Origin of the sequence: Salegentibacter sp. BDJ18 (genome assembly GCF_017579965.1) — a bacterium.
Lineage (GTDB): Bacteria > Bacteroidota > Bacteroidia > Flavobacteriales > Flavobacteriaceae > Salegentibacter.
Genome location: NZ_JAFLQX010000014.1, coordinates 1 through 25,620, shown reverse-complemented (window position 1 = coordinate 25,620; position 25,620 = coordinate 1). Strand labels below are relative to the sequence as shown.

General features: G+C 38.9%; 25 protein-coding genes. 21 read left to right on the top strand and 4 right to left on the bottom strand.

Translation table 11 applies throughout. The annotated features are described in order from the left end of the window. Positions 1-102: 102 nt before the first annotated feature. Positions 103-2,289, bottom strand: coding sequence for a glutamine synthetase III (locus J0871_RS08500; RefSeq protein WP_075326132.1), 2,187 nt, complete (start codon positions 2,287-2,289; stop codon positions 103-105). Positions 2,290-2,411: 122 nt separating this feature from the next. Next, the gene (locus J0871_RS08495; protein WP_208224844.1) at positions 2,412-3,359 is read right to left on the bottom strand and encodes a calcium/sodium antiporter; all 948 of its coding nucleotides are present in this window, start codon (positions 3,357-3,359) and stop codon (positions 2,412-2,414) included. Between the two features lie 132 nt (positions 3,360-3,491). Between J0871_RS08495 and J0871_RS08490 the strand changes: the two genes are divergently transcribed. The 3 genes from J0871_RS08490 (at position 3,492) to J0871_RS08480 (ending at position 6,225) form a co-directional block, all read left to right on the top strand. Beyond that, positions 3,492-3,857, top strand: coding sequence for a BlaI/MecI/CopY family transcriptional regulator (locus tag J0871_RS08490; RefSeq protein ID WP_208224843.1), 366 nt, complete (start codon positions 3,492-3,494; stop codon positions 3,855-3,857). Positions 3,858-3,860: 3 nt separating this feature from the next. Then, the gene (locus J0871_RS08485; protein WP_208224842.1) at positions 3,861-5,891 is read left to right on the top strand and encodes a M56 family metallopeptidase; all 2,031 of its coding nucleotides are present in this window, start codon (positions 3,861-3,863) and stop codon (positions 5,889-5,891) included. A gap of 181 nt (positions 5,892-6,072) precedes the next feature. Beyond that, complete coding sequence (locus J0871_RS08480) at positions 6,073-6,225, top strand: SsrA-binding protein (RefSeq protein ID WP_075326128.1); 153 nt, start codon at positions 6,073-6,075, stop codon at positions 6,223-6,225. A gap of 53 nt (positions 6,226-6,278) precedes the next feature. On the opposite strand, the gene J0871_RS08475 is transcribed toward J0871_RS08480, so the two are convergent. Beyond that, entirely contained in the window at positions 6,279-6,929 is a 651-nt protein-coding gene (locus tag J0871_RS08475; protein WP_208224841.1) for an NAD(P)H-dependent oxidoreductase, read from the bottom strand. Between the two features lie 122 nt (positions 6,930-7,051). Between J0871_RS08475 and J0871_RS08470 the strand changes: the two genes are divergently transcribed. The 6 genes from J0871_RS08470 to J0871_RS08445 all read left to right on the top strand — a co-directional run bounded on the left by J0871_RS08470 (position 7,052) and on the right by J0871_RS08445 (position 13,850). After that, positions 7,052-8,335 carry a galactose oxidase gene (locus J0871_RS08470; RefSeq protein ID WP_208224840.1) on the top strand — a complete coding sequence of 428 codons (1,284 nt, stop codon included), beginning with the start codon at positions 7,052-7,054 and terminating at the stop codon, positions 8,333-8,335. A 183-nt stretch (positions 8,336-8,518) separates the two neighbouring features. Continuing rightward, positions 8,519-10,183 carry an ATP-binding cassette domain-containing protein gene (locus J0871_RS08465; RefSeq protein WP_208224839.1) on the top strand — a complete coding sequence of 555 codons (1,665 nt, stop codon included), beginning with the start codon at positions 8,519-8,521 and terminating at the stop codon, positions 10,181-10,183. A 2-nt stretch (positions 10,184-10,185) separates the two neighbouring features. Next, a complete protein-coding gene (locus J0871_RS08460; RefSeq protein ID WP_208224838.1) occupies positions 10,186-11,559 on the top strand; it encodes a biotin/lipoyl-binding protein in 1,374 nt (457 codons plus the stop codon). Between the two features lie 8 nt (positions 11,560-11,567). Beyond that, positions 11,568-12,944 carry a TolC family protein gene (locus tag J0871_RS08455; RefSeq protein ID WP_208224837.1) on the top strand — a complete coding sequence of 459 codons (1,377 nt, stop codon included), beginning with the start codon at positions 11,568-11,570 and terminating at the stop codon, positions 12,942-12,944. Between the two features lie 92 nt (positions 12,945-13,036). Beyond that, a complete protein-coding gene (locus J0871_RS08450; protein ID WP_208224836.1) occupies positions 13,037-13,354 on the top strand; it encodes a hypothetical protein in 318 nt (105 codons plus the stop codon). Position 13,355: 1 nt separating this feature from the next. After that, positions 13,356-13,850 carry a DUF2231 domain-containing protein gene (locus tag J0871_RS08445; protein ID WP_208224835.1) on the top strand — a complete coding sequence of 165 codons (495 nt, stop codon included), beginning with the start codon at positions 13,356-13,358 and terminating at the stop codon, positions 13,848-13,850. Between the two features lie 223 nt (positions 13,851-14,073). On the opposite strand, the gene J0871_RS08440 is transcribed toward J0871_RS08445, so the two are convergent. Continuing rightward, complete coding sequence (locus J0871_RS08440) at positions 14,074-15,324, bottom strand: S8 family peptidase (RefSeq protein ID WP_208224834.1); 1,251 nt, start codon at positions 15,322-15,324, stop codon at positions 14,074-14,076. Between the two features lie 393 nt (positions 15,325-15,717). On the opposite strand from J0871_RS08440, the gene J0871_RS08435 reads away from it, so the two are divergent. The 12 genes from J0871_RS08435 to J0871_RS08380 all read left to right on the top strand — a co-directional run bounded on the left by J0871_RS08435 (position 15,718) and on the right by J0871_RS08380 (position 25,463). Next, complete coding sequence (locus J0871_RS08435; RefSeq protein WP_208224833.1) at positions 15,718-15,858, top strand: hypothetical protein; 141 nt, start codon at positions 15,718-15,720, stop codon at positions 15,856-15,858. Next, the gene (locus tag J0871_RS08430) at positions 15,855-17,006 is read left to right on the top strand and encodes an FAD-dependent oxidoreductase (RefSeq protein WP_208224832.1); all 1,152 of its coding nucleotides are present in this window, start codon (positions 15,855-15,857) and stop codon (positions 17,004-17,006) included. The genes J0871_RS08435 and J0871_RS08430 overlap by 4 nt, the downstream gene beginning before the upstream one ends. Positions 17,007-17,026: 20 nt before the next feature. Continuing rightward, positions 17,027-18,334: a TolC family protein gene (locus J0871_RS08425; protein ID WP_208224831.1), complete on the top strand. Its 1,308-nt coding sequence runs from the start codon at positions 17,027-17,029 to the stop codon at positions 18,332-18,334. Between the two features lie 9 nt (positions 18,335-18,343). Continuing rightward, entirely contained in the window at positions 18,344-19,420 is a 1,077-nt protein-coding gene (locus tag J0871_RS08420) for an efflux RND transporter periplasmic adaptor subunit (RefSeq protein WP_208224830.1), read from the top strand. Between the two features lie 26 nt (positions 19,421-19,446). Continuing rightward, positions 19,447-22,701, top strand: a complete 3,255-nt coding sequence (locus tag J0871_RS08415) for an efflux RND transporter permease subunit (RefSeq protein ID WP_208224829.1) — start codon at positions 19,447-19,449, stop codon at positions 22,699-22,701. A 77-nt stretch (positions 22,702-22,778) separates the two neighbouring features. Continuing rightward, positions 22,779-23,084, top strand: coding sequence for a hypothetical protein (locus J0871_RS08410; protein ID WP_208224828.1), 306 nt, complete (start codon positions 22,779-22,781; stop codon positions 23,082-23,084). A 17-nt stretch (positions 23,085-23,101) separates the two neighbouring features. Further along, the gene (locus J0871_RS08405) at positions 23,102-23,311 is read left to right on the top strand and encodes a DUF2892 domain-containing protein (protein WP_208224827.1); all 210 of its coding nucleotides are present in this window, start codon (positions 23,102-23,104) and stop codon (positions 23,309-23,311) included. Positions 23,312-23,490: 179 nt separating this feature from the next. Further along, positions 23,491-23,880, top strand: a complete 390-nt coding sequence (locus J0871_RS08400) for a DUF302 domain-containing protein (RefSeq protein WP_208224826.1) — start codon at positions 23,491-23,493, stop codon at positions 23,878-23,880. 201 nt (positions 23,881-24,081) lie between these two features. Further along, positions 24,082-24,366, top strand: a complete 285-nt coding sequence (locus J0871_RS08395) for a rhodanese-like domain-containing protein (protein WP_208224825.1) — start codon at positions 24,082-24,084, stop codon at positions 24,364-24,366. A 2-nt stretch (positions 24,367-24,368) separates the two neighbouring features. Continuing rightward, complete coding sequence (locus J0871_RS08390; protein WP_208224824.1) at positions 24,369-24,689, top strand: rhodanese-like domain-containing protein; 321 nt, start codon at positions 24,369-24,371, stop codon at positions 24,687-24,689. 1 nt (position 24,690) lies between these two features. Beyond that, complete coding sequence (locus tag J0871_RS08385; RefSeq protein ID WP_208224823.1) at positions 24,691-24,906, top strand: hypothetical protein; 216 nt, start codon at positions 24,691-24,693, stop codon at positions 24,904-24,906. Positions 24,907-25,109: 203 nt separating this feature from the next. Then, on the top strand, positions 25,110-25,463 hold the full coding sequence (locus tag J0871_RS08380; protein WP_208224822.1) for a transposase family protein: 354 nt from the start codon (positions 25,110-25,112) through the stop codon (positions 25,461-25,463). Positions 25,464-25,620: the final 157 nt, after the last annotated feature.

The following is a 25,620-nucleotide window of genomic DNA, read 5'->3' as shown; positions in this document are numbered from 1 at the left end:
GAAAATAGTACTCAAATTAGGTAATTAAAATTTTTAAAATTAGTTCTGAAACAAAAAAACCACGTGTTTGCACACGTGGTTTTTATAATTATATATTTAAAATTACCTGGTAAAAAGTAACTCTCTGTACTTAGTTAACGGCCATAGCTCATCATCTACCAGAAGTTCCAATTTATCACAGTGGTATCTTATTTCATCAAAATAAGGCTTTACATCATCACAATAAGCGAAGGCTCGTTTTTCAGAATCTTCTATCTTATTAGCTACTTTCCTGGCCTCTATCATAGCTTTAACTCCGCTGTTGATCTTAGCGATATGTTCAGAGATCTCTTCAATGAGTTCCAGTTGCTCGTTAGAATGCTTCTTGAAGTCTTCGTTATAAATATGCTTCAGGCCTTCTACGTTCTCTATAAGGATGTTCTGGTAACGGACTGCAGTTGGGATAACATGATTTCTGGCAATATCTCCCAGGATTCTACCTTCAATCTGGATTCGCATCGCGTAATCTTCAAGTTCAATTTCGTGACGCGCTTCAAGTTCCACTTTGTTCATCACCTTCATTTCTTCATAAAGAGCGATTGTTTTCTCAGAAATTTGAGCTTTTAAGGCTTGTGGAGTAGTTCTATTATTACTTAAGCCACGTTTTTTAGCTTCCTTCTCCCAGGCTTCACCATAACCATCTCCTTCAAAACGAATGTTCTTAGATTGCTTGATGTATTCTCTAAGTACATTAAAGATAGCATCATCCTTCTTCATTTTCTTGCCTTTAATCAACTCATCAACTTCAGATTTAAAGTCGTTTAGTTGTTTGGCCATAATGGTATTAATAACCGTCATTGGGTTAGCGCAGTTTGCGGTAGAACCAACAGCTCTAAATTCAAATTTATTACCGGTAAAGGCAAAAGATGATGTACGGTTACGATCGGTATTATCCAGTAAAATTTCCGGAATCTTACCTACAACATTAAGTTTTAGCTCGGTTTTTTCCTGCGGAGATAGTTTTCCGTCGGTTACCTTTTCTAATTCATCCAACACTTCGGTTAACTGAGAACCAATAAATGCTGAAATAATTGCGGGCGGTGCTTCGTTTGCTCCCAACCTATGATCGTTAGATGCACTTGCAATAGCTGCTCTTAATAATTCTTCGTTATCATGTACTGCTTTAATAATATTGATAAAGAAAGTTAAGAATTGAAGGTTCTTCATTGGTGTAGAACCCGGTGCTAATAAGTTTGTCCCGGTATCTGTTGCTAAAGACCAGTTGTTGTGTTTACCACTACCGTTAATACCGGCAAATGGTTTTTCGTGAAGAATTACCTTAAAGTGGTGTTTCTCGGCAATTTTGCTCATAATATCCATAATTAATGAATTATGGTCTACGGCAAGGTTACCTTCTTCAAAAATAGGTGCAAGCTCAAACTGGTTTGGTGCAACCTCGTTATGACGCGTTTTTACCGGAATACCAAGTTTCATACACTCAATTTCCAGGTCTCGCATATAGGCCAATACCCTGGATGGGATTGAACCAAAATAGTGATCGTCTAATTGTTGTCCCTTTGCAGGAGAATGTCCCAACAAAGTACGCCCTGCCAAAGAAAGGTCCGGACGCGTGGCCGCCAAAGCAGAGTCAATAAGGAAGTATTCCTGCTCCCAGCCCAAAGTAGCGGTTACTTTTGTAACATTTTTATCAAAATATTTAGCTACAGATGTTGCTGCCTGGTCTACAGCTTGTAATGCTCTTAAAAGAGGTGTTTTATAATCTAAAGCTTCACCTGTGTAAGAAACAAAGATTGTTGGAATACAAAGCGTTGTTCCCCAAAGAAAAGCAGGAGAAGTAGGATCCCATGCAGTATAACCACGGGCTTCAAAAGTATTTCTAATTCCTCCACTTGGGAAACTTGAAGCATCTGGCTCTTGTTGAACCAAAGCACCTCCACCAAATTTTTCTATTGCAGAACCATCGGCCTGGGTTTCAAAAAAGGCATCGTGTTTTTCAGCCGTTGCGCCGGTTAATGGTTGAAACCAGTGTGTATAATGGGTAGCTCCTTTTGAAATGGCCCATTCTTTCATCCCAGTAGAAATGTGGTCTGACACTCTACGGTCAATTTTCTTACCGGTTTTTATAGCTTCCATCACATTTTCGTAAGCTTCCTTGGTAAGGTATTGCTTCATGGAGGCTTCGTTGAACACATTTGTTCCAAAAAGCTCAGACCTTCTGGCCGGCTCTTTAATCTTAACCGGCTTGCGGTTAAAGGTTTCTTTTAAAGCTTCAAATCGTAAAGTTGACATATTGGTGTGTTTGATAAATTTTAAATTTCAGCTACCAAATGTATGTATTTTTACAGACACCCCGTTAAAAATCAAGCCTCTGATTTAAATTTTTATGTATTTATTAATACACCCCCTTAAAATTAACCCAAAAATGCAAGACCCGTAAAAATTACATAGCTTACGAATAAAATCACACCTTTATACCTGTTGAAAAGAAAGCGTTTTGGTAAAAAAGCTAGCGGTGCAATGGCAAAAGCAATCCCAATCATCCAGAAAATGTCGTTGGTAAGTATTTGATCTGACTGAATATAAATAGGTTGAATCATTGCGGTGATCCCCAAAACCGAAGCAATATTAAAAATATTAGAGCCTATAAGATTCCCCAGCGAAAGTGCTTTTTCCTTTTTTAAGGCTGCAATAACCGATGCTGCCAGTTCTGGTACACTTGTCCCAATTGCAATCATAGTCACAGAGATTACCCTTTCACTTACTCCTAACATTGTTGCCAGGTCTACAGCTCCATCTACCAGTAATTCTGAACCTCCCCAAAGTGCCACGCCTCCTATTAGTAACCAGATAATCATTTTGAAATTTGAAGTCTCTTTAAGTGAGTCGTCTATTCCCTCAACTGCAATTTCAGTTTTTCTACGAGATCTTCTTATTAATAAAATTAGAAAAACGATAAGACCTATAAATAATAAGAGACCTTCCAGTCGCGAAATATATTCACCGGTATATAAGAAATAATAAAGTACAATAGAGAAAAGCATCATTGCCGGCCAGTTAAACCGGTAAAACTCCCTGTCTACAGAAATTGAGGTGATTATGGCCGTAATACCCAGTACCAAACCTAAATTGGCAATGTTAGAACCTATCACATTTCCCAGGGAAATATCTGAAAAACCACTTAGTGCAGCCTGTAAACTTACCAGAAGCTCGGGAGCCGATGTAGCAAACGATACCACCGTTAAACCAATTACCATTTTGGAAATATTGAACTTAAAAGATAGCGCTACAGAAGCTCTAACTAAAAATTCTCCACCTACAACCAACAAAACAAGCCCAATAAGAATAAAAACAATACTCATCTATTTTTTTTTTGCGAAGATAAAATAATCCTGTGAGCTAAACTTAAAAGCATCATAAATCAAAAAGAAACTATTTAATTAGTAATCAAACTATTTTTTTAGTTATATTTGAAATAACCAAACAAAATCAAAATGAAAAGATTAACTAATAAAGAGGAAGAAGTGATGCGTATTCTCTGGCAATTGGAGAAAGCATTTGTTAAAGAAATTATTCCGCACATACAGGATAAAAAATATCATTACAATACAGTCTCAACTATTGTGAGACATTTAGAAGACAAAGGCTTTGTTGGCCATACAGCGTATGGAAATACACATCAATACTATCCCGTAATTTCTAAAGAAGAATACAGGAAACATATTATGAGTCTGACCTCAAAACGTTTTTTTGATAATTCTTATAAAAGTATGGTTTCCTTTTTTGCTAAAGAAGAAAAGATTAGCGCAAGGGAACTTCGGGAAATTCTTGAAATTATAGAAAAGGAGAACAAAGAATAACTTATGGAAGCATTCTTAACCTATCTTCTTAAAAGCGCCGGATTGCTAAGTATTTTTTACCTGGCCTATATTATTTTACTAAGAAAAGAAACCAGTTTCCAGATAAATCGTAGGTTTCTGATGGGTGGAATTTTAACTTCAGCAGTTCTACCGGCAATTTATTTTACCCGGAAAGTGATGGTGGAAGCTAATAACTTTTTTTTCCACGAGTTTCCTGCAAGCACAAATATTACTTCAGAAAATATAGCATCCAATTTTGGCGCCTGGGAAGTCCTGGGTCTTGCTTATTTAAGTGTTGCCCTGTCTTTCCTAACAAAAATTTTTGTGCAGCTTTTCAACATTTGGCAACTTATTAAAAAAAGCCAAATTCATAAAATAGATGGTTTTAATTTTCTTACAACCAATACTACGGTAAGTCCGTTTTCATTCTTTAAATTCATTGTTTATAATCCTGCGGCGCATTCAGAAAAAGACTTGCAAATGATTTTGCAACACGAAAAGATACACGCGGCGCAATGGCATTCTATAGATATATTAATAGCAAATCTTACTACCGCCCTACTTTGGTTTAACCCGTTAAGCTGGTTGTATAAAAAAAGCGTTGAACAAAACCTGGAATATATAGCCGACAGGGAGACGGTGGCTATTTCGGGAGCAAAAAAATCCTATCAGCAGGCTTTGGTGAAAGTTTCAATTTCAAATTTACAACCTGCACTTACCAATCATTTTTACCAGTCATTTATCAAAAAACGAATTCTTATGTTGAATAAAAAATCATCTCAAAATACCGGGCTATGGAAACTAAGCCTTGTTTTTCCATTTGTCCTGGCTTTTATGCTCGCTTTTAATGTAAAGACCGAAGCCCGTGTGACTACTTCAGAAGACAAAAAAATTCTGAATATCAACACTGAAGATCAAAAGCTATTAGAAGCTCATTTTTCAGAAAACACTTCAAAAGAAGACCTAAAAAAATACCGGGATGCATTCGCTGAAAAAAATGTAAAACTTGAGTGGAAAAACATTCAGTATTCAGATAATAAACTAAAGAATATACATATAACCTATACTTTAGAAACTGGAGACAGCAGGGAATTTCAGTCAGAAACTGATGACGCAGGGAATTTGTTAGCGTTTAAAATTGGTACCCGTTTTCACGAAAACGGAAAAATAGCTTTTATTTCAATTAATAGTAAAAAAGTGAGCGAACCCGCTAATTCTCAATTAGTGGAACAGGAGGTTCCGCCAATAAAGCATAAAAAACTTCCTGAAAATATAGTTTATAAAATTGATGGGGAAATAGTTTCTATGGAAGATGTAGAGAGATTAAAACCCGAGGAAATAGCCGAATTGCAAGTGCTTAAAGGTGAAAAAGCCATTGATGAAGTTGGAAAAAAAGGTGAAAATGGAGTAATACTTATCACTACAAAAACTCCTGAAAATTCTCAAGAAATCCCCGGCGATCCCCTTTATATATTAAACGGTGAAAAAAGTAAGAAAGAAATTATTGAGTTAATAGATAAAGGCCTAATTAAAAGTGTAAATGTTCTTAAAGGCGAAAGCGCAACTTCTCTTTATGGAAAAGACGCCAAAGATGGAGCGGTGATTCTTACTACCAGGGTTTTGGATAAATCTAAAAAGAAAACTGAAAAAAAGGTGATAAAAACCCAAGCTCATTCAGTCGGATTTCAAACATTCAAAAAGAAAACAGATTACGAAATAATAACCGGCAAAAGTTTAAGTTTTTCTAATTCCAAAGATATAAACGCTTTTCATAAATATGAAGAAGATAAAAAATCAGATAACTCAACAGGCTATACTGTTAAGGCCAATATTTTCACGAATGGGCATAAGCAAGCTTCGCCTCTAGTTATAATTGATGGAAAAAAGGAAAGTGCAGAGTTTATGGAAGAAAAACTACAACCCGAAGATGTTGAAAAAATTAATGTTCTTAAAGGTACAGTTGCTTTAGAAAAATATGGAGAAGATGCCGAAGTCGGGGTTATTGAAATTACTACTAAAAAAGATAAAAAATAATTTTCTTTTCATTTAAATTTGAATTTAAAGGCAGGCTAATTCCCTGTCTTTTTCTTTTGCCTCATTTTCAATATCTTTGAAGTAAACCGCTTTGAGGCAAATTCAGGAAGAATTGAATATGTGAATACAGAGGCTAGCCTCAGCGCATTCAAATCTCGATTATCGAGTAAACCAACCAAAAATGAAAAAGAAATTTTTTAAAGCACTTTCTAAACTTAACAAGAAGGTTCTGCCCAGCTACACTAAAAAAGAACTGGATCTAAGAAAAGCCAGTAAAGTACAAATGGCCATTATTGGCTGGAAATCCTGGGTTACCAGGAATTCTTTGGACTAAAAAAAGCCCTTAAGACAATTCTTAAGAGCTTCCTGTATATATTCAAGTTTCCCCTACTTACTCATTTCTTTAGCTTTCTCTTCCAATTTTTTTACATCAGTAGGATACGGATTTTCCTTTAAGGTTTTTGCCAAATGCACCAGGTTGTGAGCCATAAGCAACATCATATTATTGGTGAATTCGTGTTTATTCCCTTCGGCTTCAATATAACTTGGCCCGGGCCCGGCTTCACCCACATAATAGCAAAATCCGTTTACGGGAACAGTAAATCCGTGTTCAGAGAGGTCAAAAACCATACTGGAAATTGCTTTTTTAGCACCGTCTTCATTCCCATCTACCATAACTCCGGCTACCTTATTATAAGTTGGAAATTGCCCGTTTTCTTCACTTCCCTCTTCCATTATTCCATCAAAACGTTCGGCAACCATTTTAGCAACGGCACCACGATCTCCACGCCAAATAGGAGTAGCAAGAATTAAAATATCGGCAGCTTTTACCTTCTTTAAAATCTTAGGCCATTCATCTCCATTTTCTTCATCTGAGGTAACTCCAAATTTTACATCATGGTCTACTACGCGAACAATTTCGGTAGAAACATCAAGGTCTTTAAAAACCTTTTCAGCTTCTTCAATAAAGGCTTCGGTATTAGATGTTTTGGGAGATTTTTTAAGTGTACAATTTAAAAATAAAGCTTTCAGTTTCATAATTTAGATTTTATGGTTTACTATGCAACTTATTAAAAAGGGAGACTTAAAGCAGTTAAGGCTTGGTTAAACCTACCTTAGTGTTTTGTTAGAAGCCTTATATTTATGATAAAGTATTAATTATGATGAAAAAATACCTTTTACTTAGTATTCTTTGTTTTTCGGTAATTAGCCTTAATTCTCAATCCTGGAAAACTCTTCCTGCAATTGGAGAAGCACAGGAACGCCATGAGAATGCTTTTGTACAGGCAGGAAAGCGGTTTATTTTAATTGGGGGTCGCGGTAATAAACCAATTGATATCTACGAAACCGAAAACCAAAAATGGAAAAAAGGAGCACAACCTCCCCTGGAAATTCACCATACACAGGCCGTGAGCCTGGACGGACTTGTATATATTTTAGGCGCATTTACCGGTGGCTGGCCCAATGAAGATCCTATTCCCAATATTTATATTTATGACCCCTTAGAAAATTTATGGGTAAAAGGACCCGAAATTCCTGAAGACCGTAGACGTGGTGCTGCCGGCGTTGCAATAAAAGATAAAAAAATATACCTGATAAACGGAATTACCAATGGGCATACTTCCGGTTGGGTAAATTGGTTTGACGAATATGATGTTTATAAAAATAAATGGAAAATACTTCCAAATTCGCCTAATGAACGGGATCACTTCCAAGCAATAATCACCGGGGATATACTCTTTGTTGCCGGCGGAAGAAAATCTGGAAGTGTTGAAGGAAACGGATTTGCCGGTACAGTGAAAGCCACAGATATCTACGATTTTAATGCGGGAAAATGGAAAAGCATTTCTGAAATTCCTACGCCAAGAGGCGGCACGGCAGTTGGAATTTTAGATAATAAGCCTGTAATTTTGGGAGGTGAAAGTGATGCCCAGGAAAAAGCGCACAATGAAGCTGAAATCTTTAATTTTGCTGAAGGAAAATGGGATAGTCTGCCTCCATTAAAACAAGGCCGGCACGGCACCCAGGCAATTACCATTAATAAGCAAATTATTATTGGTGCCGGAAGCGGAAATCGAGGTGGCGGCCCAGAGTTAAATTCGTTTGAAGTTTTTGCCAAAGACAATTCCCTTAATTTTAGTACCGATGCTATTCTGGCAGGGGAATTAAAAGCATCACAGGACAATCTTGATTTTTCAAAACAAGAAATAAAAAGTCTTAGAATTTCTCATAAAGGAGGTAACCAGGCTATTATAATTACCGAAATAAACATTAGCGATAATTTTAGTATTGTTAATAACAAAAGTCTTCCATTCATTTTAGCCCCACGTTCAGAATTTGAATTAAAAATAAAAGGAAATCAAAAGCCCGGAGAACTGTTTATTAAAAGAACGGGTAAAAAAGAAGGTCTTAAAGTAACCTTGAATAAGAAAAACGAGAAGTAACCCCTTAACCTCATTATAAAATGGAATAAATTTGCATCCCAATTAATATAATACCGGGAAACCTAATCTAAAATAAAGCAAGAACAAGCGTTAAAATTTGATTAAACCCTAATGAAAAATTCTTTTGAAAATTATTTTTGCATATTATGGAAAATCACTTTTTAAACTGCATAGTATTACTTAATGAGCAAAACTAAACCAGGTACTCCGGTAAAAAGACTTTGGAATTTACTAAAATTAGATAAACGCGATGTAAGTCATATTTTATTTTATGCGCTTTTCGCGGGTTTATTAAATTTGGCAGTTCCCCTGGGTATACAGGCTATTGTGAATTTAATTCAGGGAGGAAAAGTTAGTACCAGCTGGGTGATTTTAGTGATTTTAGTTACGCTCGCAGTAGGTTTGGTTGGTGTTTTTGAGTTACTGCAACTTAGACTGGCAGAAAATATTCAACAAAAAATATTTACACGTTCCAGTTTTGAATTTTCCTACCGTTTTCCCAAAATTAAAAGTGAAGCTTTACAAAATATCTATCCGCCAGAACTGGCAAACCGGTTTTTTGATACCCTAAAAGTTCAAAAAGGAGTAAGCAAAATTTTATTAGATCTCCCGGCGGCCACAGTCCAGGTTGTTTTTGGAGTTATACTACTCTCCCTTTATCACCCATTTTTTATTTTATATGGACTATTACTGGTATTATTAATTTATATAGTCTTTAAATTTACCGCTGCCAAAGGTTTAAAAACCAGCTTAGACGAGTCTAAAAACAAATACCAGGTAGCTCACTGGATTCAGGAAGTTGCCCGAAACTTAAACAGTTTTAAAATTTCTGGCCGAAGCAAGTTGGCGCTGGATAAAAACGATAAGCTTACCGAAAAATACCTGAGGGAACGGGAAGAGCATTTTGGCGTTCTTAAAATTCAGTACATTAAACTTATTATTTTTAAGGTTTTGGTAGCCGGTGGTCTCCTGGCTATTGGAGGAATGTTGGTTCTAAACCAGCAAATGAATATTGGTCAATTTGTAGCCGCCGAGATCATTATTCTCTTAATAATCTCTTCCGTAGAGAAAATGATACGAGGCCTTGAAGATATTTACGACACCCTTACCTCGCTGGAGAAACTGGGACAGGTAGTAGATAAACCCTTAGAACCTTCAGAAAATCAAAATTCGGTAAACGCTCTTAATGGTATTAAACTGGAATTTAAAGATGTGGCATTTGAGCCGGAAGGTTATTCAGTTTTAAAGGGAATTAATTTTGTAGTGAACCCCGGAAAATCGCTTGTAATTACCGGGCCGGCAGGAAATGGAAGAACCAGTCTTTTAAAACTAATTTCAGGTATTTTTAGTCCTACAAAAGGTAAAATTTATGTAAACGATCTCGCCCGGCACACCCTTGTTTTAAATGAATATCGGCAATATCTAGGGACTTTATTACCCGATGAAATTCCGTTTGAAGGTAGTCTTTGGGAGAATATAACTTTTGGAGATGAATCTATTTCAGACCAGGATATAGATTGGGCTTTAGAACAGGCTGGCTTAAAAGATTTTGTAAAAGAGCAAAACAATGGTATTTATACTCAAATTCATCCTGAAGGTAGATATTTATCTTCCCTTATTTCACAAAGAATTATCCTGGCCAGGGCTATTGTAAATAAGCCTGCAATACTTATTTTAAAAGAACCTTTTACGAAATTTGAACCTCAGGAAAAGAAAAGGATATTAAAGTTTTTAACCGATCCGCAGCAAAAATGGAGCTTAATTGTAGCCAGTAATGATGATTTATGGAAAGAAATTTGTGATGAGCGCCTGGAATTAGAGGACGGTAAAATCGTTAAATCCCTGTAGATATGCTGAATATTTCTGAAGAAAAATTAAACGAGCGTATAGATATTTCTGACTCTAGATCGGGGAAATTCGTTTTTAATAGAAAACACTACACTATATTTAATAAGGTGCTAATTGGCCTTTTTTTATTATTTGTAATTATTCTCTTTTTACCCTGGACACAAAATATAAGATCTAGCGGAAATGTTACCACGTTAAGCCCAGAACACCGCCCGCAAACCATACAATCTCCTATTCCGGGGAAAATTGAGCAATGGTATATTAACGAAGGGGATTTTGTAAATAGAGGAGATACTATTTTAAGAATTTCAGAGGTGAGTAGTGATTATTTTGATCCTTTATTAATCAATAGAACTTCCAGTCAAATAGACGCCAAAAGCCAATCGGCCGACTCCTATGACGAGAAGATAGAAGCACTTAGGCAACAATTAGAAGCGCAGCAACAGGAACGGGAGTTAAAGCGAAGTATGGCTACTAATAAACTGGCGCAGGCTGGCCTAAAGGTTCGTAGCGACAGTATTAAATTGGAAGCAGCAAAAACCGAGGTAGAAATTGCCAAAACGCAATTTGAACGTATGCAAACCCTGCAGGAAGAAGGTTTAAAATCTTTAACCGATTTGGAAGCGAGGCGTTTAAGATTGCAGGAAGCCCAGGCCCAGCTAATTGCACAGGAAAATCAACTTTTAGCCAGCCGTAATGAAGTAATAAATGCTGAAATTGAAATAAACCGAATTTCTGCTGAATACGCTGATAAAATTTCTAAAACCAGGCAGGAAATTTTTACTACTCAAAGCAACCAATTTGGTACTCGCGCTGAAGTTGATAAACTTCAGATTCAGCTTTCAAATTACCAACAGCGTAGCAATTTATATTATATTCTTGCACCCCAGGATGGTTACGTAAATAAAGCCATACGCGCCGGTTTAGGTGAAACTTTTTCTCAAGGAGAGCAATTAGTAGGTATAATGCCTTCCAATTATCAAATGGCGGTAGAAACTTATGTTAGGCCATTAGATTTACCACTTATGCATGTGGGAGAAGAGGTTCGTATTCAGTTTGATGGTTGGCCCTCAATAATTTTTAGCGGCTGGCCCAACCTTTCTTATGGTACTTATGGCGCCGAAGTGGTTGCGGTAGAAAATTATATTTCAAAAAATGGTAAATACCGTGTTCTCCTCGCACCTGATCCTGATGATAATCCCTGGCCGGAACAAATTGGGATTGGCAGTGGTGCGCAAACTATAGCCCTCTTAGAAAATGTTCCTATATGGTATGAATTATGGCGGAACTTAAACGGTTTCCCACCAAACTATTACGAACCGGGAACCGGTGACAATACTGAATCTCAAGCGGCAAAAAGTAATAATAAAAAGTAGCCAAATACATGCGCTTTGTACACTATTTTACTATCCTATTCTTTATTTGTTCTTCGGCAATTGCCCAAACAGACAGCCTGAGTTATACCGAATTTTTAGATATTGTAATAAGTGAACATCCTGTAGTTAGCCAGGCAGGATTGGTAAGGAATATAGGTGATGCCGAAGTACAGGCAGCAAGAGGCGCCTTTGACCCACGCTTTGAGGTAGATTATAAAGAAAAGGAATATAAAGGTACCGAATATTACGACCTTCTTGATGCCCAATTACAGGTGCCTATGTGGTACGGATTAAAATTAAAAGGCGGATTTCAACAAAGTCAGGGCGCTTATGTAAATCCGCAGAACAAAGTGCCAGAAGCCGGTTTATTTCAGGCAGGCGTAGTTTTATCGGTGGGAGAAGGACTTTGGATCAATTCTAGAATGGCGGGGTTACGCAAAGCCCAGGCCTATCGGGAACAAAGCCGGGCCGAGCAGCAATTAATGATAAATGATATTCTTCTGGATGCTTCGTTTGTATATTTTGAATGGTTAAGAGCACATCAGAAATTACAGATTTTTGAAGATTTTCTGGAAAATGCAAATGAACGCTATCGCGGAATTAGGTGCGGCGCTCAAATGGGTGAAGTTGCAGGGATAGACACCGTAGAAGCAAGCCTAAATATTCAAAAACGAAGACTCCACGCTAACCAGGCCATTGTAGAACTCAGAAAAAAACGGCTGGAACTTTCTACCTATTTATGGGACCAGGATCAACCGCTTATTTTACAGGAACAGGTAAGACCCGTAACTACCGAAGAAGTTTTCCGTACTTTAATTTCTGAAATTCCTGAAGCAAATTTAGATACCCACCCGCAATTAGAATTTTACAGGAGAAAAATTGAAGCGCACCAAATAGAAAAACGCTATCGCATTAATCAATTATTACCCAAAATAGATTTGGAGTATAATTTCCTTTCAGAAGAACCCGAAAACTTTGAAACTTTTAATGCCAGTGCTTACAAAGCGGGTGTAAAATTTTCTATGCCATTATTTTTAAGAAGGGAACGCGGCGATCTCAAGATAGCCGAATTTGAGCTGCAGGATGCCAAATTGGAGCTAAACCTTAAAGACAACCAGTTACAAGCCAAAATTAATGCCCTGGAACAACAGCTCCAGGCCTTTTTAGAGCAAATTGAAATGACAGAACAAATGGTGGTAGATTCTAATGCATTACTTCAGGCAGAAGTGCGTAAATTCAATTTTGGAGAAAGTTCAATCTTTTTAATAAATACCCGCGAAACCCGGTTTATAGAGGCCAGGCTGGAGCAATTAGATCTTCAGGTTAAATATTTAAAAACCCAGGCAGAGTACCTGCAGGCCCTGGGGAGAAATCCTGTGCAATAAATTTCACTGCACACGTAATTACTCGTTTAGGTTTATTCTATCCAAACATATTATTTGTAACTTTAAAATCAGATAATCAAAAAATTAAAATTATGAGCAGTAAAATTTTTAAATCCGTTGCCTTTTTAGGTATTTTTCTTTTTATGGTTTCTTGTGGAGAGAGTACTGATACCGTAGAATCTGGAACTTACGAGGGAACAATAGAAGAGGTTGAACCTTCTAAAGATGAGATTTACGTTAAAACAAACGATAACAAGACTTTAGAGTTGTATTTCAAGGAAACTACCGAGTTAACCCGAAATGGAAGCACGGTAGATTTTTCAGAATTGAAAGAAGGTCAAAAGGTTGAAGTAGAAGTAGAAAAAGTGGGAAAACGTTTAGATCCCATTTCTGTAAAAATTATGGAATAAAATGAATCAGTTACCTGATTTTTGGCGGACAGAGGTTTTTCATCCTCTGTCCGTTCATTTTCCTATCGCCATTTTATTAGTTGCTTTTTTGTTTAAGTTAATAGCACTGGGCTCGGCAAAAGAAGTCTGGAAACAAGGAGGAACTATACTACTTTTATTAGGGACAATAGGAGTTTGGATTGCAATTTATACCGGTAATCTAGCCGATGGTATTGTTTCACGAAAAATTTGTGATCCCACAGTTCTTAAACAACATCAAAACCTGGCGTATTTGACCGCCTGGCTTTTTACGGCTTCCCTCCTTCTTGATCTATTAAAATTTTCAAGAATTCGATTACTTACCCAAAAGAAGAATTTATTATCCATTCTTTGTATCGTTACATTATCAATAGGCTCCGGTTATCTTATGTATGTTGGGCATTTAGGCGCCACCTTAGTTTACCAACAGGGAGCAGGCGTTTATCAGCCATCAGGCGATTGCGCTGAATTTAATTAACAGACTTTATTTTAAAATAATTTCAGATTAACCAAAACTCCCTCAAATTAAAAAAAGCTTAAGTGCTGCTGATAAAAAGGAGAAGCTGAAAAAAACAACAATCAATTTCCCCATGTATTATTCCGGGATGTTCTAATTAATGAGCAACGAATCATTAAAGCATTAACTAAATAAAAAAGCACCGCTCTGGCGGTGCTTTTCAGTATAAAATTTAAGCTATTTTTTAGTGTACAATAATCGCATCTGCAGTTCCATCTGGATCTCCATTTACAGTTCCATCAGTAGAGGCACTTCCTAATAATAGAACTCCGGCTGCATGTGGTGAAGCCATAGAAGTACCGCTTATTGAATTATAACCACCGTCTTTCCAGGTTGAATTAACCGCAACTCCCGGAGCAGCGTAATCTACCGGCGGATTTCCGTAGTTAGAGAAAGAAGCCCAGTTATCGTTAGAATCCATTGCAGAGATCGTTACGATATTTGCTCCGTTTACTCTGGCAGGAGAACTGGTATTCGCATCAGAACTTTCATTTCCGGCTGCAAGAGCGAAAATAATTCCGTTTTGTGAAGCTGAAAGTACTGCGCTATCTAAAGCATCTGAAGTTGGCCCGCCAAGACTCATATTGGCAACATCGCCAGCACTTCCGTAAGCAGCAACGTGATCTACACCAGCTATTACGCCAGAGTAAGAACCACTACCACGACTATCCAAAACTTTTACAGGAATAACTGAAGCTCCCGGTGCTACCCCAACAACTCCAAAATCATTATTTAAAGCTGCGATAGTTCCGGCAACGTGTGTTCCATGACCATTGCCATCATCGGTAGATTTTCCATCTCTTCCAGAGGTAAATGCATTAAATCCTCTTGAAGCATCTACATTAAGATCTGGATGATCTGTGTCTATTCCGCTATCAATTACCCACGCAACATTAGAACCAGTGTAAGAAGCTACACCATTAACCCGGGTAATTCCGTAAGGTACATCCTGGGAAGAGTCTCCTCCCCCATCGTCTCCATCTCCCGGATCTTCATCACAGGGCCCGCCGTTTGGCGTTCCACAAGGAGGGGCAAATTGCACAATTCTATCTTCCTCGATAAAAGCAATTTCTTTTTTACCTCTTAAAGCTTCCACCTGCTCCAGGTTAAGTTTAAGCGCTGCACCATTAATTGTTTTACTGTAAACAGCTAAAAGTTCGGTGTCAGGAATATTAGCTTCAGATAATACCCTTTTGGTAGTATTAGCCACTTCTTCCTGTGCCTTGGTATAACTTTCCGGATATTTTGAAGAAGCATTTCCGGTAATATCTTCATTAAAAACCACGATATACTGGCCTTCGATAATATCGGCTGAAGAAGGAGCTACCAATTCTTCATCCATAGGTTGTTCTCGTGCTTGGTCCTGAGAACATGAAACAAAAAAAGCGGCAGCTATTGCAGTTACCGCGAACGATTTAAAGTTTTTTAAATCCATAAAAATAAAATGTTTGATTAAAAAAAGGTTAATAGATTCGTCTAATCTATCACTTTATCGACAATTTCCAAACTTTTATCCTAATAATTTGATAATATGATTATTTCAATTTTATAGAATTTTCAGTCTGGTCCTATTTATTTCAAGGGATTCTTAAGGATAAAATTATTTTTTTATGTAAGTATTTTCTTACTACGAATTAAAATTTCAGCAGGTTTCCAAAAACCTGATTATGCTCATAGGACACTAAAAAATATTCCCGTATACCCACCTGTCAACCAGACCTCTATGTAACAAAAGTTGCTTCCCACAGGTAATCCACCCATTAATTTTGTCATCTAATTAGAAATAAAATTGTTTGAGTATTGACCTCAACAACATAAAAATTGAATAATGAACAACCTGCAAGACTACTTAAGAGAAATCCTGATAGAATTTCCAAAAACTTTGGCTTCTACGGTGAATCCCACAGCACCAGCTGAAGCTATTGCAATAAGCATTCACAGCATCAATTTTAAAAATAATCAATTATGAAAACCATCTTAGTATTAGGAGCCGGACAAGGCGGAATTGTCACTGCAAGAGAGCTGAGCAGACATAGCGGAAACGAAGAAGATATCAATCTTGTAAAGATCCTGGTTTTCGAGAAAGAGGAAACCAACGTGTATTCGCCTTCTCTCCCATGGGTGATGGTTGGAAAAAGCAAACAGCAGGAGATCACAGAGCGTTCAGATAAACTGCAGGCTTCAGGCCTGGAAGTTATTAGAGGGGAAATAGAAAATATAGATCCAGAAAATATTGCTTTAACCGTAAACGGGAAGCAGTATAAAGGAGATCATATGGTAGTTTCCCTGGGCGTGGAGCAGGCAGATATTTATAACCTTGATCAATTTGGCTTTAATTTCTTTACCCTAAAAGGAGCTCAGGATTTTTATGCTGAATTAAAAAAATTTGACGGAGGTGAAATTGCTATTTTAGTTTCTTCCCTTCCATTTAAAAGCCCGGCGGCGCCTTATGAAGCTGCGATGCTTATAGAAGATTTTGTAAGAAAGAACAACCTTCCTAAATCCACTAATGTTTCTCTGTATACGCCTGAAGCCGGCCCAATGGAATTCGCCGGCGCTGAAGCTTCGCGGGAACTAAAAGAACTGTTGGAAAAGAAAGGGATCAAATATTTCCCAAACCACGAACTGAAAGCTGTTTCAGGAAACGCACTGGAATTCAGCAATGGGGAAACCTATGATTATGATCTTCTGGCTTATACTCCACTGCACCAGCTACCCGAAGTGATCAAAAAGAGCGATTTAGCAGGAAATTCCGAGTGGGTAGATGTGGATAACAAAACCTTGCAAACCAAATTCGAAAATGTCTATGCCATTGGGGACATCACCCACGTAACAGCTGAAAACGGATCTGTACTTCCAAAGATTGGAGTATTTGCAAGACAGCAGGCAGCGGTTGTAGCTCACAATATTGGCAGAATACTTTCAAATCAAAAACCAGATCAAACTTTCGTTCCCGAAGGAAAATACTTTATCGAAGCGGGTGAAGGAAAGGCCAGTGAGACGGGCGGAAGATTTTCGGCTACCGGAAAGAATGAGGTCAAAATGAAAACTCCCGCCCAGTGGGGACATTTCTCCAAATGGTGGGATGAAAAATTTTGGTTCTTCAAAAACTTTTAATCAGAGATAATAGACAAACGATGAACATCAAATATATATTTACAATGTTGGCTTTACTGCCGGGGCTGTGGTTACAGGCACAGGAAACGAAGCCCATATCCTTAAGTGAAGCCATACAGCTGGTAAAGGAAAACAACAGGGAGATCAAGATCTCACAGCAGGAGTTCCTCGAATCCAGGGGAGATTACCGGCAAACGAATTCCATCTTTTTACCCAATGTTGCAGTCTCACATACGGGAATGACCACTACCAACCCTTTGATGGCTTTTGGATCAAAACTGAACCAGGAAATTGTTACGCAGAGTGACTTCAATCCCGATTTTTTAAACAACCCTAAAAGGATCGACAATTTTGCTACCAAAATTGAAGTGGAACAGCCACTTATTAATGTAGACGGGATCTACCAGCGAAAAGCGGCAAAAAAGAAGATGGATGCCACTGCTTTACAAACAGATCGCACCATAGACCATATGGTGCTGGAGGTAGAGAAAGCTTATATGCAACTGCAACTCGCGCACCAGGCAGTAACTGTTTTGGAAAGCGCTCAAAAGGCAGCGCTCGCCAACCAGAAACTGGCAAATGACAGCTATAAACAGGGATATCTGCAAAGATCAGATGTGCTTTCAGTAGAAATTCGGGTTTCTGAAGTCAATAATCAGCTGCAGTATGCAAAAAGCAACGTGATCAATGCATCAGACTATCTGGCGTATCTTTTAAACGAACCATTGAATACGATTTTTGAGCCTACAGATCCTTTGGAGATTTCGATTCCTGTTCAGGGAAATATGGAGGCTGTTTCTAAGGACCGTGCAGATATTAGAGCGATGGAACTGGCGACTGAGGCTTACGGCGAAATGCTGCAGGCAGATAAAATGTCCTTTCTCCCTCGTCTGAATGCCTTTGGAAGCTATGAACTTTATGATGATGAAATATTTTCTGGCGATGCCAGCGGATATCTCGCAGGCATTCAGTTGAAATGGGACTTATTTGAAGGTTATAAGCGCTTCGGAAAACTTCAGAAAAGTAAGGCAACTTATGAAAAAGCCAGGCTGGAATTTGATTCCTATGTTTCCAAAAGCGAGATGGAACGAAACAGGGCAGGCCGGGCAGTAAAAGATGCCGAAAATAAGCTGAACCTCACCCGACTTGCACTGGAACAAGCCGAAGAATCGTTGCGCATACGTTACAACAGGTTTGAGCAGGGGCTTGAGAAAACCAGCGACCTACTTACGGCCGAAGCACAATTTTCGCAGAAACAACTGGAATACGCACAAACCATTTTTGAATACAATTACGCACAGGTACAACTCGATTTTTTAATTAAATAAACAGTCAATATGAAATCCAAATTATATATCCTGAGTCTTTTGGGAGCAACGATCCTACTCTTTAGTTGCGGAGACTCTTCAGAAAAAAATATTACAGAAAATACTCCGGCGGTGGCAGTTACCGTAGAAACTCCTTCAAGATCTGACCAGTCCTTCCTCACTTTTAGCGGAAAAATAGAGGCGGTTGAAAATGCCACTTTAAGCACCCGAAATATGGGCTATGTTACCCGCGTAAATGCAAAGGTGGGCGATGTGGTAGAAAAAGGTCAGCTGCTTATCGAGATTAATAATGCCGACCTGCAGGCAAAGCGGGCGCAGGTGAATGCAGGAATTACTGAAGCCACAGCGGCTTTTAAAAATGCAGAAAAAGATTATGAGCGCTACAGCTCATTGTTTGAAGATAACAGCGCCACTCAAAAGGAAATGGATGATATCACGGCGAGGTACCAAATGGCAAAAGCCAGACTTGAAGCCGCAAGGCAGCAAAAGAATGAAATCAATGCGCAATTCGCTTATTCCAATATTGTAGCTCCCTTTAGCGGAGTGGTTACTTCAAAAAATGTTGAGGTTGGGGATATGGCAAATCCCGGTATGCCGTTGCTAAACCTGGAAGTTCCCGGAAAATTTGAGGTAAGGGCAAGTGTTCCGGAATCTGAAATAGCTTCAGTTAAACAGGGAACAGAAGTGAATGTGCAGGTTAAATCTTCAGGAGAAATCTTAAAAGGAATGGTTTCAGAAATAAGCACTTCCGCAAGGAATTCAGGCGGGCAGTATGTGGTAAATGTCGCATTAGACGAGACCGATGCTTCGATTTACTCGGGGATGTATGCCAGCGTTCAGTTTCCTACCACAGCCGTGAACGAACGAGAGGTTGTTCTCATTCCGTCCTCAGCACTTGTAACCCGCGGAGACCTACACGGAATTTATACGCCAAGCCAGCAAAATACCGCCATCCTAAGATGGGTGCGACTGGGAAGAACGGTTGGTGACGAGGTGGAAGTTCTTTCGGGTCTTAATGCCGGGGAGTCTTATATCTCTTCAGCCGAAGGGAAATTATATAATGGGGCCAAACTTGAAATTCGATAAGCCTTCAGCAATAAAAATATTACGGAATGAAAGAAGGATTAGCAGGCAAAATTGCCAAAGGTTTTATGGAGTCGAAGCTTACGGTGCTACTAATGATCGTGTTTATGGTCATTGGAGTGTACAGTTCGTTTTTGATCCCCAGGGAAGAAGAGCCCCAGATTGACGTGCCAATGGCCGACATCTTTGTTGGTTATCCAGGTGCAAGCCCCACAGAACTTGAATCGCGGGTGATAAAACCGCTTGAAAAAATGGTTTCCAATATTCCCGGGGTAGAATACATCTACTCCACTTCCATGAAAGAACAGGGAATGGTGACCGTGCAATTCCTGGTGGGCGAAGATATTGAACGCTCCTATGTAAAGCTTTATAATGAACTTATGAAGCATATGGACCAGATGCCGCTGGGCGCCACGATGCCGCTGGTAAAAACCCGCGCCATTGATGATGTACCCGTGCTGGGCCTTACTTTGTGGAGTGAAACTTATGATGATTACCAGCTTAGGCAAATTGCCAATGAGCTTACGCACGAAATAGAAAAAGTGCCCGATGTTTCCATTACTAACAAGATTGGTGGTCGTAGCAGACAAGTGCGCGTCGTGCTGGACAAAGATAAAATGGCATCCAGTGGAGTGGATTTTCTTGGGGTGGCTGAAATGATTCAGGCCAGCAACCAGCAGCTTTCCTCCGGCAGTTTCAATCAAAATGATACTGAATTTCTGGTGAACACCGGAAGTTTCCTCGAATCTGCTGAAGATGTGGAGAACCTGATCATTGGCACTCAACAGCAACAACCGGTCTATCTGTACCAGATTGCTGAAGTGATCGAAGGACCGGAATTACCCAAGGAATATGTTTCTTTTGGCTACGGAAAAGGCTCTGCAGCGGGAAGTAATTTTTCTTCGGAATATCCTGCAGTGACCATATCGGTGGCTAAGATCAAAGGGGCGGATGCTATGAAAATAGCCGATGTGATCATTGATAAGGTGGAACACCTGAAAACAAATCTTATACCTGATGATGTACACGTTGAAGTTACCCGAAACTATGGAGAAACAGCTTCTCATAAAGTGTCAGAATTACTGCTGCATTTGATCGGGGCCATTATCGCAGTTACCCTGGTGGTGATGCTGGCTATGGGCTGGCGCGGCGGACTAGTGGTTTTCCTTTCTGTCCCTGTGACTTTTGCACTTACGCTGCTTAGTTACTATTTGCTGGATTACACGCTTAATAGAATTACCCTTTTTGCTCTGGTATTTGTAACAGGAATCGTGGTAGATGATTCCATTATCATAGCCGAAAATATGCACCGGCATTTCAAGATGAAACGGCTGCCGTTCAAGCAGGCGGCGCTTTATGCCATTAACGAAGTGGGGAACCCGACTATCCTGGCCACTTTCACGGTGATTGCTTCGGTATTGCCAATGGCTTTTGTAAGTGGATTGATGGGACCTTATATGAGCCCGATGCCTATTGGAGCTTCCATTGCAATGATCCTGTCATTATTCGTAGCACTAACTATTACACCATACCTGGGGCTCATCTTTTTAAGAGAGAAAAGCAAAGGCAAAGACAGTGTTGAGGAAGAATCTACAGGACAAATCGAAGACACTAGAATCTATAAGATCTATAATAAACTGGAAAGGCCGCTTATTGACAACAAAAGGACCCGTTGGATCTTCCTGGGTACCACTATGCTGTTGTTGTTGGGCTCTGTAGCCTTGTTCTTTACCAAATCGGTCGCTGTGAAAATGCTTCCGTTTGACAACAAGAATGAATTCCAGGTGGTGATAGATATGCCCGAAGGCACAACTTTAGAGCGAACTGCGACTGTTTCCAGGGAAATTGGGCAGTACCTGTCCCAAAGACCGGAGGTGGTGAATTATCAGAGTTATGTGGGGACATCTGCACCCATAACCTTTAACGGACTTGTTAGACATTATGACCTGAGAGGTGCAAGTAATACGGCCGATATTCAGGTGAACCTGAAGGACAAGAGCGAAAGAAGTGAGCAAAGCCACGACATCGCGAAATTGCTACGACCCGATATTCAGAAGATTGCGGCAAAATTTGATGCCAATGTGAAGATCGTGGAAGTACCACCGGGACCTCCTGTAATGTCAACAATTGTTGCTGAAGTTTACGGACCCGATTACGATAAGCAAATGGAAATTGCTGATGAGATCCAGGGAATCTTGAAACAAACCCCAGATGTTGTGGATGTGGATTGGATGGTAGAGGCAGACCAGGCCGAATATCATTTCGAGATCGACAAAGAGAAAGCAATGCGCTATGGAATTGCTCCGCAGCAAATTGTTCATACAATGAACTCCGCACTGGGAGAAAGTGCAATTGCACATTTATATGATGAAGATGCTACCCAAAGAGTGGGGATCCTTCTTGCCCTGGCAGAGCAGGAAAAATCCACTCCGGTAGATATTTCCCAGATCAAAATGGTATCGCAAACCGGACAAATGGTGAGTGTGGCAGATCTTGTTCAAATCCAGGAAAAGCTTAGGGAAAAAAGCATTTTCAGAAAAAATCAAAAGAGGGTGGTGTATGTTCTGGCAGATATGGCCGGAGAGCTTGAAAGTCCTGTTTATGCCATCTTAGGAATGGAAGAGAAATTAAAAGAGATCGAACTTCCTGCCGGTTATGAACTTGATGAGCTTTACATACAACAACCCGAAATGGAAGATGATTATACCGTAAAATGGGATGGGGAATGGCAAATCACGCTGGAGGTCTTTAGAGATCTCGGGATTGCCTTTCTGGGAGTGATTTTCATCATCTATATCCTCATCGTTGGCTGGTTCCAAAACTACCGTGCACCAATCGTGATGATGGTAGCTATCCCGCTTTCCCTTATTGGGATCGTGCTTGGGCATTGGATTATGGGTGCTTTCTTTACCGCTACTTCTTTTATTGGGATGATCGCGCTTGCGGGAATTATGGTTAGGAACTCGGTGTTGCTCATCGACTTCGTGAACCTGCGACTGGAAGACGGAATTCCGTTGAAACAGGCAGTGATAGAAGCCGGTGCTGTGCGAACTACACCTATTCTTTTAACTGCAGGAACTGTTGTAATAGGCGCATTCGTGATACTATTTGATCCAATTTTTCAGGGACTTGCAATTTCCCTAATGGGAGGAACTATTGTCTCAACTATTCTTACCCTACTGGTAGTGCCGTTAGTGTATTATATGATAGAACGTAAGAAGTATGAAGCACGAGATGAAAAGACAGATGTGATGGAAAAAAGAGAGCAAGAAGAAATTCTTTAGTTGTGAGTTGTCGGTTGTCGACAACCGATAACCTCAATCACCGTTATTGTTTAACTCAGAATTTTAAACCTTAAAAAATGAAACTACTAATTGTAACAAGTGTTGCGGAATTTCAAAAAGAAATCCTCAGCATTTTTAAAAAGGCAAAAATTGAAGCCTTCAGCCGTACTGAAATAGACGGTTATAAAAACACCAATTCGGTCATTGCAACCAGAAGCTGGTTTCCAGGAGAAAAAGGCGGCAACGAATCGCTTATGTTCTTCTCTTTTACCGAAAATGAAAAAATAGAACTACTGTTCAAATTGGTTTCAGAATTCAATGAAAACCTGGAAACCAATAATCCCATTAGAGCTGCCGTGGTGAACATTGAAAACTATATCTAACCTAAAAATTTTTTAAAATGAAAAATCGAGTTGTACGTGGAATTGCAGGAACTTTTGTGCTTGTAAGTCTTTTATTAGCCATTTATGTAAATATTAACTGGTTGTGGTTTACCGCTTTTGTGGGGGCAAACCTGCTTCAATCTTCGCTTACCCACTGGTGCCTTATGGATAAAATCCTGGAAAGGCTGGGAGTATCAGATGAAGTGAAACCCGGCCAGAAGTGCTAAATAATCGAGCAGATTCCTGGAATTCAGCTTAAAAATAGTTTAAAACTGGATCTGGATTATTTTCTAAAAATAAGCTTGAGGAAAAAAAATTCTTAGGAAATTCACACAAGATTAATAATTCCTTTTTCTTCCCTCGCTAGAAAACAATTAACTTTAAGGGTAACCAAAAAATTTATATTATGAGCTATTATTTTTCAAAAGTCCTTAACGATTCATTCGATGAGGCTATAGATAAAGTGACCAAAGAATTAAAAGAAGAGGGTTTTGGTATTCTTACTGAAATAGATGTAAAGGAAACCTTCAAAAAGAAACTCGATGTAGATTTTAGAAAGTACAGAATTCTTGGAGCCTGCAACCCGAAAATGGCCCACCAGGCAATTTCTGCTGAAAGCAAGATTGGCACCATGCTACCCTGTAACGTAATTGTACAGGAAACAGAAGATGGAAAAACTGAAGTTTCTGCCGTAGATCCTGTGGCTTCTATGAGTGCCGTAGAGAACCACAAACTTGGAAATATTGCACAAGACGTGCGCTCTAAACTCAAAACGGTGATTGAAAGACTTTCTTAGATTTCGAGCATCAAATTTCTTAAATATTAATGTCAGGATGGTCATTATACCATCCTGATTTTTTTTTTTGCTTTCTCTTTGTTTTTTAATTGGTTATGTAACAAAGGTGACTGTAGCAAGAAGGTATTCGTAGTAATTTTGTCTTTCAATTCTGTATTCTTCAATACAGATTAAAATGATTTTCAAATAAAATATTTAAAGATGAAAACAGAAGATTTAATTAAAAATAATAAGGGAACAATAGTAGATGTAAGAACCGTTAACGAATTTATGGGAGGAAGTGTTTCTACAGCCGTAAATATCCCGTTAAATGAAATTCCACTAAGGCTTGATGAGTTAAAAGAATTGGAATCTCCTTTGATTCTATGTTGTGCCTCGGGAAATAGAAGCGGACAGGCTGCAAATTATCTAAGCAGCAAGGGATTTGATTGTGTAAATGGCGGATCGTGGCTTGAAGTTAATTTGCTAACCTCAGAAACAGCCTAATTATGATTTCAAAACTTAAAGAGCTTTTAGGAATAAAACCTGCTCCTAATTATAAAGAACTCCTGCAGGAAGGCGGAATTATCGTAGATGTAAGAAGTAAAGCAGAATTCTCGGGCGGTCATATTAAAGGATCAAAAAATATTCCTTTACAAACACTATCTGCAAATCTTGAAAAATTAAAAGATAAAAATAAGCCAATAATTACCTGTTGCGCTTCGGGGATGAGAAGTGCTTCCGCTAAGAGTGTACTAAAATCTAACGGATTCTCAAATGTGCATAACGGCGGAAGCTGGGCCGCACTAAACGGCAAAATATCATCTTGATATGCTAAAAAGAATTGCTAGCGGTTGGACCTGGGTAAGAGCTGCCTATTTTTTAATAGGAACCTTTGTAATCGTGCAAAGCGCATTTGAAGGAGAATGGATTGGTATTCTTCTCGGCGCCTGGCCTGCTGCTATGGGGCTTTTTGGACTTGCCTGTGCGGGAGGAAATTGTTCTACCGGAACTTGCGAAGTAAAGACAGAGGACTCTAATCTTTAGATAATATTGTTCTAAAAGCTATCTATAGGTAAGTTCTCTACTTTTTCAATTCTTATAAATAAAAAAGCTTCTCAGAAATGAGAAGCTTTTTTTGTGCGGGCAAAGATTCTTCCCAATGTTCATCGGGATAAACTTGGATCATTCTCAAAAGTTGTGTGTGAATTGAAATATTAGTTTGATTTTTGTTTTCTAAACAGGAAGCATTGGATCCATACATAGACCTACTCAAGATATTATTACCAGAACTATTAATCACCCATTTTGATCTTACCGGACATCAAACAGAAGGAGATGTATTACACCTGCATTTTGAAGAGAAGCCGGAGATTCCTAAAGAGTTCTCCTCCCAACTGGTCATAGCACACGGGTTCCATAAAGAAATAACAATCCAGGATTTTCCTGTGCGTGGTAAAAAGGTTTTCCTGCATATAAAACGCCGTCGCTGGCTGGGCAAACAAGACAAAAAAGTTATGCAGCGTGACTGGAACTTAGTAGCACAGGGAACCCGAATGACCGTCGAGTTTGCTGCTTTTTTAAAAGTACTTAGTCAGTACTAAAGCCTCGGACTGTCATACCATCGGTGCATGTTACGGGGTCAATGGAAAGAAGCTCCAGCGCCAGTACAAAGATTACCTAAGCGATTTTAAAGAGTGGGATCAAAAACCTCATTCCAAAGAATGGCTCATCTTCCCCGAGAATATCAGCTCAAAGCTT